Origin of the sequence: Kocuria sp. ZOR0020 (assembly GCF_000800955.1) — a bacterium.
In the GTDB taxonomy this organism is placed as follows: Bacteria; Actinomycetota; Actinomycetes; order Actinomycetales; family Micrococcaceae; genus Kocuria; species Kocuria subflava.
The window spans coordinates 1-6,141 of record NZ_JROX01000115.1 but is presented as its reverse complement, the minus strand read 5'-3'; the positions used below and the strand labels follow the sequence as shown (position 1 = coordinate 6,141).

Here is a 6,141-nt window from a genome sequence, read left to right as displayed (position 1 = left end):
ACCACACAGGGTGGCTCCAACATTGTGGTGTCCATGCCGGGCGCTCCGGACAGTGCCACCCGCGAACTCATCCAGACCTCAGCACAGATGAGTTTCCGTCCTGTGCTGTTGACGGGCGCGGCTGAGGCGGTTCCGGAGGATCAGCGCACGGCTGAGGACCAGTTGCCGAACCCCACCGCGGAACCCGCCGACTCCTCTGACACCAATTGGATCACTGCCGATCTGATGCAGGAGTTCGAATCCACGGACTGCACCCAACCGCAGAGCCCGGAGGAGCGTGCTGCGCAGAACCCGGATCAGGCCGTGATCGCCTGTGAACCGGAGGCAGGCACCAAATACATCTTGGGTCCGGTGGAGATCCAAGGCACGGAGATTTCTGACTCGAGCTACGGCATGGCCCAAGGTCAGGGAGGTACCACCACCGGACAGTGGGCTGTTGACCTTCAGTTCAACTCAGAAGGCACGGAGACCTTCCAGCAGCTCTCCGAACGCCTCTACAACATCGGCCAGACCACACCCGGGGATCCGCGCAACCAGTTCGCCATTCTGCTGGACGGTGAAGTGATCTCCGCCCCCCAGATGAACGCCGTGATCCCCAACGGCCAGGCCCAGATCACGGGACGGTTCACGGAGGAATCGGCATCGTTCCTGGCCGAGCAGCTGCGTTACGGGTCCCTTCCCGTCAGCTTCTCCATTGCCTCCGAGCAGCAGATCTCCGCCACCCTGGGTGCTGATCAGCTGCGCATGGGCATCATTGCCGGGCTGATCGGCCTGCTGCTGGTGGCAGTGTGGTCCATCATCCAGTACAGGTGGCTGGGCTGGGTCAACATCATCTCCCTGATCGTGTTGGGGCTGATGTCTTGGCTTGCCATCACGCTTCTGGGCTGGGCACTGAACTACCGGCTGTCCCTGGCCGGTGTGGCCGGTCTGGTGGTGGCCATCGGCATGGCAGCGGACTCCTTCATCGTGTACTTCGAACGCATCAGGGATGAGGTCCGCATCGGACGCACCATTCCCTCGGCCATCGATCACGGGTGGAAACGCGCGCAGCAGACCATCTTGGCCTCCAAGGCCGTGAACCTGATCGCCTCCGTGGTGCTCTACTTTGTGGCCGTGGGCAACGTGCGCGGGTTCGCCTTCACCCTGGGTCTCACCGCGGTGATCGATCTGCTGGTGGTTTTCTTCTTCACCCACCCGGTCATGGTCTACCTCTCCCGCACCAAGTACTTTGGCCGCGGCAGCCCCGGGTCCGGACTGGACCCCAAGGCGCTGGACGCCGTGCCCTTCTACCGCGGATCGGGACGGTTGCGCACCCCGGACGATCTTGACCCCGCCTCCGGTGCCACCCAGATCGACGACGCCGACCCCACCACCTCCCGTACGGAGGACAGCGCCCCGGCCCAACCTTGGTCCCCAGAGGCAGCAACCTCTCAGACGGAGCAGACCGCAGAGCCAGAGGCCGCACCGCAGGAGGATCAACCACCGATCAAGGTGGCCACCGGTGTCAATGACGGTCTCACGCTGGCCGAGCGTCGTCGTCAAGCACGACTGTCCGCTGCCTCCGGAGGCCGGGCGCCTGCTGAGAACACCACCACGGAGAAGGGAGAGGCCTGATGTCACGGTTCGCCGATTTCGGTAACGACCTCTACAGCGGACGGAAGTCCTTTCCGTTTGTCCCCAAGCGCAAGTTGTGGTTGAGCATCGCAGCCTTGCTGGTGGTGATCTCCGCACTGATCCCTGTGGTCCGTGGGGGATTCAACTTGGGCATCGACTTCACGGGTGGCTCGGAATTCGTGGTCTCCAACGTTGCGGACAGCAGCCTGGAACCGGGCCAGGAGGCCGTGACCTCCACCGGGCACGACGGCGAATCCACGGTCACCAACATCGCCCCCGGCACCATTCGAGTGCAGACCGAACAACTCGACGACGACCAAACCTTGGCGGTGCGTGAAGCGCTGGTTCAGGCCTACGACGTCTCAGAGGATCAGGTGGCCTCCAACTTTGTGGGTCCCACGTGGGGTGCCGGGATTTCCCAGCAGATGATCCGCGGTCTGGTGATCTTCCTGGCCCTGACCGCCGTGGTCATGGCGCTGTACTTCCGCACCTGGAAGATGTCCCTGGCCTCCATGGCCGGTGTGTTCGTCACGGTGGCCCTGACGGTGGGCACCTACTCTCTGGTGGGTTTTGAGGTCACACCATCGGCCATCATCGGGTTCCTCACCGTGTTGTCCTACTCGCTGTATGACACCGTGGTGGTCTTTGACAAGGTCCGTGAGAACACCCGCGGGTTGCTGGACGGCAGCGCGCCACCGCCACGGTTGAATCGCGGATTCTCCGATCAGGTGAACCTGGCCGCCAACCAGACCTTGGTGCGTTCCATCAACACCTCCGTGGTGGGACTGCTGCCCGTGGGCTCCATCTTGTTCATCGGCGCCGCCCTGCTGGGGGCAGGGACGTTGAAGGACCTGGCCCTGGCACAGTTTGTGGGCATTGTGTGGGGCACCCTGGCCACGCTGTTCGTGGCCACCCCCGTGTACGCGGCTTTGCGGTCTGTGGAACCCGGTGTGAAGCAGCAGGAAGCCCGTGCAGCGGACCTGGCGTATCAGGCCGAAACGGTGGATGCGCCGGCTACAGAACCTACTGATGTTGCCCAACCGACCCATGCCGCCAAACCGACCGACGCTTCCGAGAGGGCCCGAACCCAGGCTTCTGCCCACAGCGAGTCCGCAGTCGGAGAGGTTCCCGGACGGTCCTAGAATGGTGTCCCTGACCCAGCCGGTGATCCGGCGCTGTGTCAGAGATGTTGAGCTAGGAGGACACCGTGGAGCAGAACTCGATCCAGTCCGATCGGGGCCAGCACCCGGAGTCCTTGCGCGCGCCTGATGCCACCACCGCTCATGCTGGTGCAACCGCACCGGTGGATGGAGACGCGCAAGGAGGTGGTGCGTCGTCGTCGCCTGCTGGTGCAGGTGGCCGGACGGGGTCCACCACCTCCGGTACCCACGGTGTGGTTCCCGCCGCCCGGCCGGTGTTCGGGCGGCCCGTGTTCCCTGGGCGCTCTGAGCGGATGCGCTCCGCGCTGTCGTATCTCTCCGGTGCCTCCATTTCTCAGTCCCCGCTGATTGAACCTCTGTTGCGCACTGTCCGGGAAAACGCACCGCAGGAGGACGTGACGGTGTTGCAGCGTGCTTTCGCCGTTGCAGACCGTCAGCACGAAGGCCAGAAGCGCAAGAGCGGGGATCCCTACATCACCCACCCGGTGGCGGTGACCACCATCTTGGCGGAGCTGGGTATGACCGGTCCGGTGTTGGTGGCTGCCTTGCTGCACGACACCGTGGAGGACACCGACTACACGTTGGAGCAGCTGAGCCAGGAGTTCGGTGAGGAAGTCGCCCAGCTGGTGGACGGCGTGACCAAACTGGAGAAGGTCCAGTACGGGGAACACGCCCAAGCGGAGACCGTGCGCAAGATGATCGTGGCCATGGCCCGGGACATCCGGGTGCTGCTGATCAAACTGGCCGACCGGCTCCACAATGCCCGCACCTGGCGGTTCGTCTCCCAGGAGTCCTCTGCCAAGAAGGCCCGGGAGACCCTGGAGATCTTTGCGCCACTGGCCCACCGCTTGGGCTTGAACACCATCAAGTGGGAGCTGGAGGACCTGTCCTTTGCGGCGTTGTACCCCAAGATCTACGACGAAATAGTCCGCATGGTGGGGGAGCGTCAGCCCCAGCGGGAGCGGAATCTGGCGCAGATCCGCAGTTTGGTGGCGGAGGACCTGGCCGAATCGGGGATCGAGGCCGTGATCACCGGCCGACCCAAGCACTACTACTCCGTGTACCAAAAGATGATTGTGCGCGGTAAGGACTTCAACGAGATCCACGATCTGCTGGCGGTGCGGGTCCTGGTCTCCTCCGTGCGCGAGTGCTACGCGGCGCTGGGTTCCTTGCACGCGCGGTGGCGTCCGCTGCCGGGGCGGTTCAAGGACTACATCGCCATGCCCAAGTTCAACATGTACCAGTCCTTGCACACCACGGTGCTGGGACCCGGTGGTCGGCCCGTGGAGATCCAGATACGTACCCACGAGATGCACCGTCGGGCCGAATACGGTGTGGCCGCGCACTGGAAGTACAAGGACCACGCGCGCTCGGGTGGTGCCGGTGACACCCCCAAGGCCAGCTCCCAGGACATGGGATGGTTGAAGTCCTTGGTCTCATGGCAGGACGACACCAAGGACTCCACTGAGTTCCTGGATTCCCTGCGCTATCAGATCGACACCAAAGAGGTCTACGTGTTCACCCCGCGCGGGGACGTCATGGCCTTGCCGGCAGGTTCCACCCCGGTGGACTTTGCCTACGCGGTGCACACCGAGGTGGGGCAGAAGACCATTGGTGCCCGTGTCAACGGCAAGCTGGTGGCACTGTCCTCCACCTTGCAGCACGGCGACTGGGTGGAGGTGCTCACCTCCAAGTCTCCGGATGCCGCGCCCTCCCAGGACTGGTTGAAGTTTGTCTCCTCCCCACGGGCGCGGCAGAAGATCAAGCAGTTCTTCACCAAGGAGCGCCGGGAGGAGGCGATCACCCGCGGTCAGGAGGCGTTGACCCGTGCCCTGCGCAAGCATCACCTGCCGTTGCAGCGCACCGTGACCCAGGAGGCCCTGGTCTCCGTTGCCCAGCAGTTGAACAAGACGGACATCACGGCCCTGTACGAGGCCATCGGCAATGAAACTGTCTCCTCCCGGGAGGTCATCGACCTGTTGGTGGAGTCCGCCGGCGGTGCCGACGGTTCCGTGGAGGACTTCGCGGACACCATCTCCGCCATCCGACCCGTCAGACAGGGGGTTGCCGATTCCGGGGTGGCGGTGGACGGGGCCTCGGACGTGTACGTGAAGTTGGCGCGGTGCTGCACGCCCGTGCCGCCGGACGAGATCGTGGGTTTCGTGACCCGCGGGCAGGGCATTTCCGTGCACCGGGTGGACTGTTCCAACATGCGCAACCAGACCGAATCCGAGCGCCGGATATCAGTGCATTGGGCGCCCACGCAGTCCTCGGTGTTCCTGGTGGAGATTCAGGTGGAGGCCCTGGACCGGCAGAAGTTGCTCTCCGATGTCACCCGCGTGCTTTCCGAGAACCACGTGAACATTCTGGCGGCCAATGTCCACACGTCCTCGGACCGTCTGGCCATCTCCCGGTTCTCGTTTGAGATGGGGGATGCCCGGTACCTGGACCACGTGCTCAACCAGGTCCGCAACATTGACGGCGTGTACGACGTCTACCGGACTTCCGCTCAGCAGCGTCTGCCGGAGAAACCGCGGTCCACGACCTGAACCAGGGACCACCCGGTGCCCTCATGCGGGAACCGGCAAGCCCAACTGCCTGCACACCTTGCGGACCGTGATCACGCCTCTGGTGCGGTGTGGCAACCGCGAACGAGCGCGCAACAAGCCCACCACCTGCGCGCCGTCAACGCCCAGATGGGGTGCGGTCAACAGCAGCCTTAATGCCGCCAGCCCTGCGGGATCCTCCCAACAGGCCAGATCCGCGGCCGTGCGCAACGGTGTGGTCACGCAGCACCCGTGAAAGTGGTCAACGTCCTGGGGCTCGTAGAGCAGCTGACGCACGGTCCATCGCACCGCGGCACTGGGCGGTGCTGGGCGAGTGCTGCAGCGATTCTCCCGGTGCGTGACGAACTCCAGCACGGAGGGCGGGGTGGCGCAGGCATGGAACCAAGCGGCCGATCCCCGGTGCAGGATGGCGGACTCCCGGACCCTGCGTGGAACGCACACCGCCACCGCAGCGGCCTTGACCTGCCGCGTCTGGGCAGTGCCCACAGCCACATGGACCGGTCCCAGAACCGGCACCAGAGCTGAGTCTGTCACCAGGGCGGAGAGCTCTGCACCATTCACGACGGCGGTCGTAGTCTCCCAGCCCGGCGGTACCGTCCCGGCTCCGTGAGCCATCCACAGGGTTGGCTGCTGAACCGACGGTGCGCCGCGCAGAACAGCCGGTGTGGAATCAACCAGGCTCAGGCCCACGGGCCAACGGGATTCGACGGTCATGCCTCCATCCAAGCCAGTGGCCTGGACCAACGGGAAGGGGGTCGTCCATCCTGTGGATGAACGACCCCCGTCAGCCAGTGTGTTCA

4 protein-coding genes are annotated in these 6,141 nt (G+C 64.4%); 3 read left to right on the top strand and 1 reads right to left on the bottom strand.

Annotated elements, in window-relative coordinates:
- The 3 genes from secD to L979_RS07665 form a co-directional block, all read left to right on the top strand.
- Positions 1 to 1,614 (top strand): protein translocase subunit SecD (gene secD / locus L979_RS07675; protein ID WP_081994019.1); only part of this gene is annotated, 1,614 nt, incomplete at its 5' end.
- Entirely contained in the window at positions 1,614 to 2,756 is a 1,143-nt protein-coding gene (secF, locus tag L979_RS07670; RefSeq protein ID WP_081994016.1) for a protein translocase subunit SecF, read from the top strand. The genes secD and secF, both read left to right, overlap by 1 nt.
- A gap of 161 nt (positions 2,757 to 2,917) precedes the next feature.
- Positions 2,918 to 5,323: a bifunctional (p)ppGpp synthetase/guanosine-3',5'-bis(diphosphate) 3'-pyrophosphohydrolase gene (locus tag L979_RS07665; protein ID WP_047691180.1), complete on the top strand. Its 2,406-nt coding sequence runs from the start codon at positions 2,918 to 2,920 to the stop codon at positions 5,321 to 5,323.
- Between the two features lie 21 nt (positions 5,324 to 5,344).
- On the opposite strand, the gene L979_RS07660 is transcribed toward L979_RS07665, so the two are convergent.
- The gene (locus tag L979_RS07660) at positions 5,345 to 6,055 is read right to left on the bottom strand and encodes a hypothetical protein (RefSeq protein ID WP_119932442.1); all 711 of its coding nucleotides are present in this window, start codon (positions 6,053 to 6,055) and stop codon (positions 5,345 to 5,347) included.
- Positions 6,056 to 6,141 lie beyond the last annotated feature (86 nt).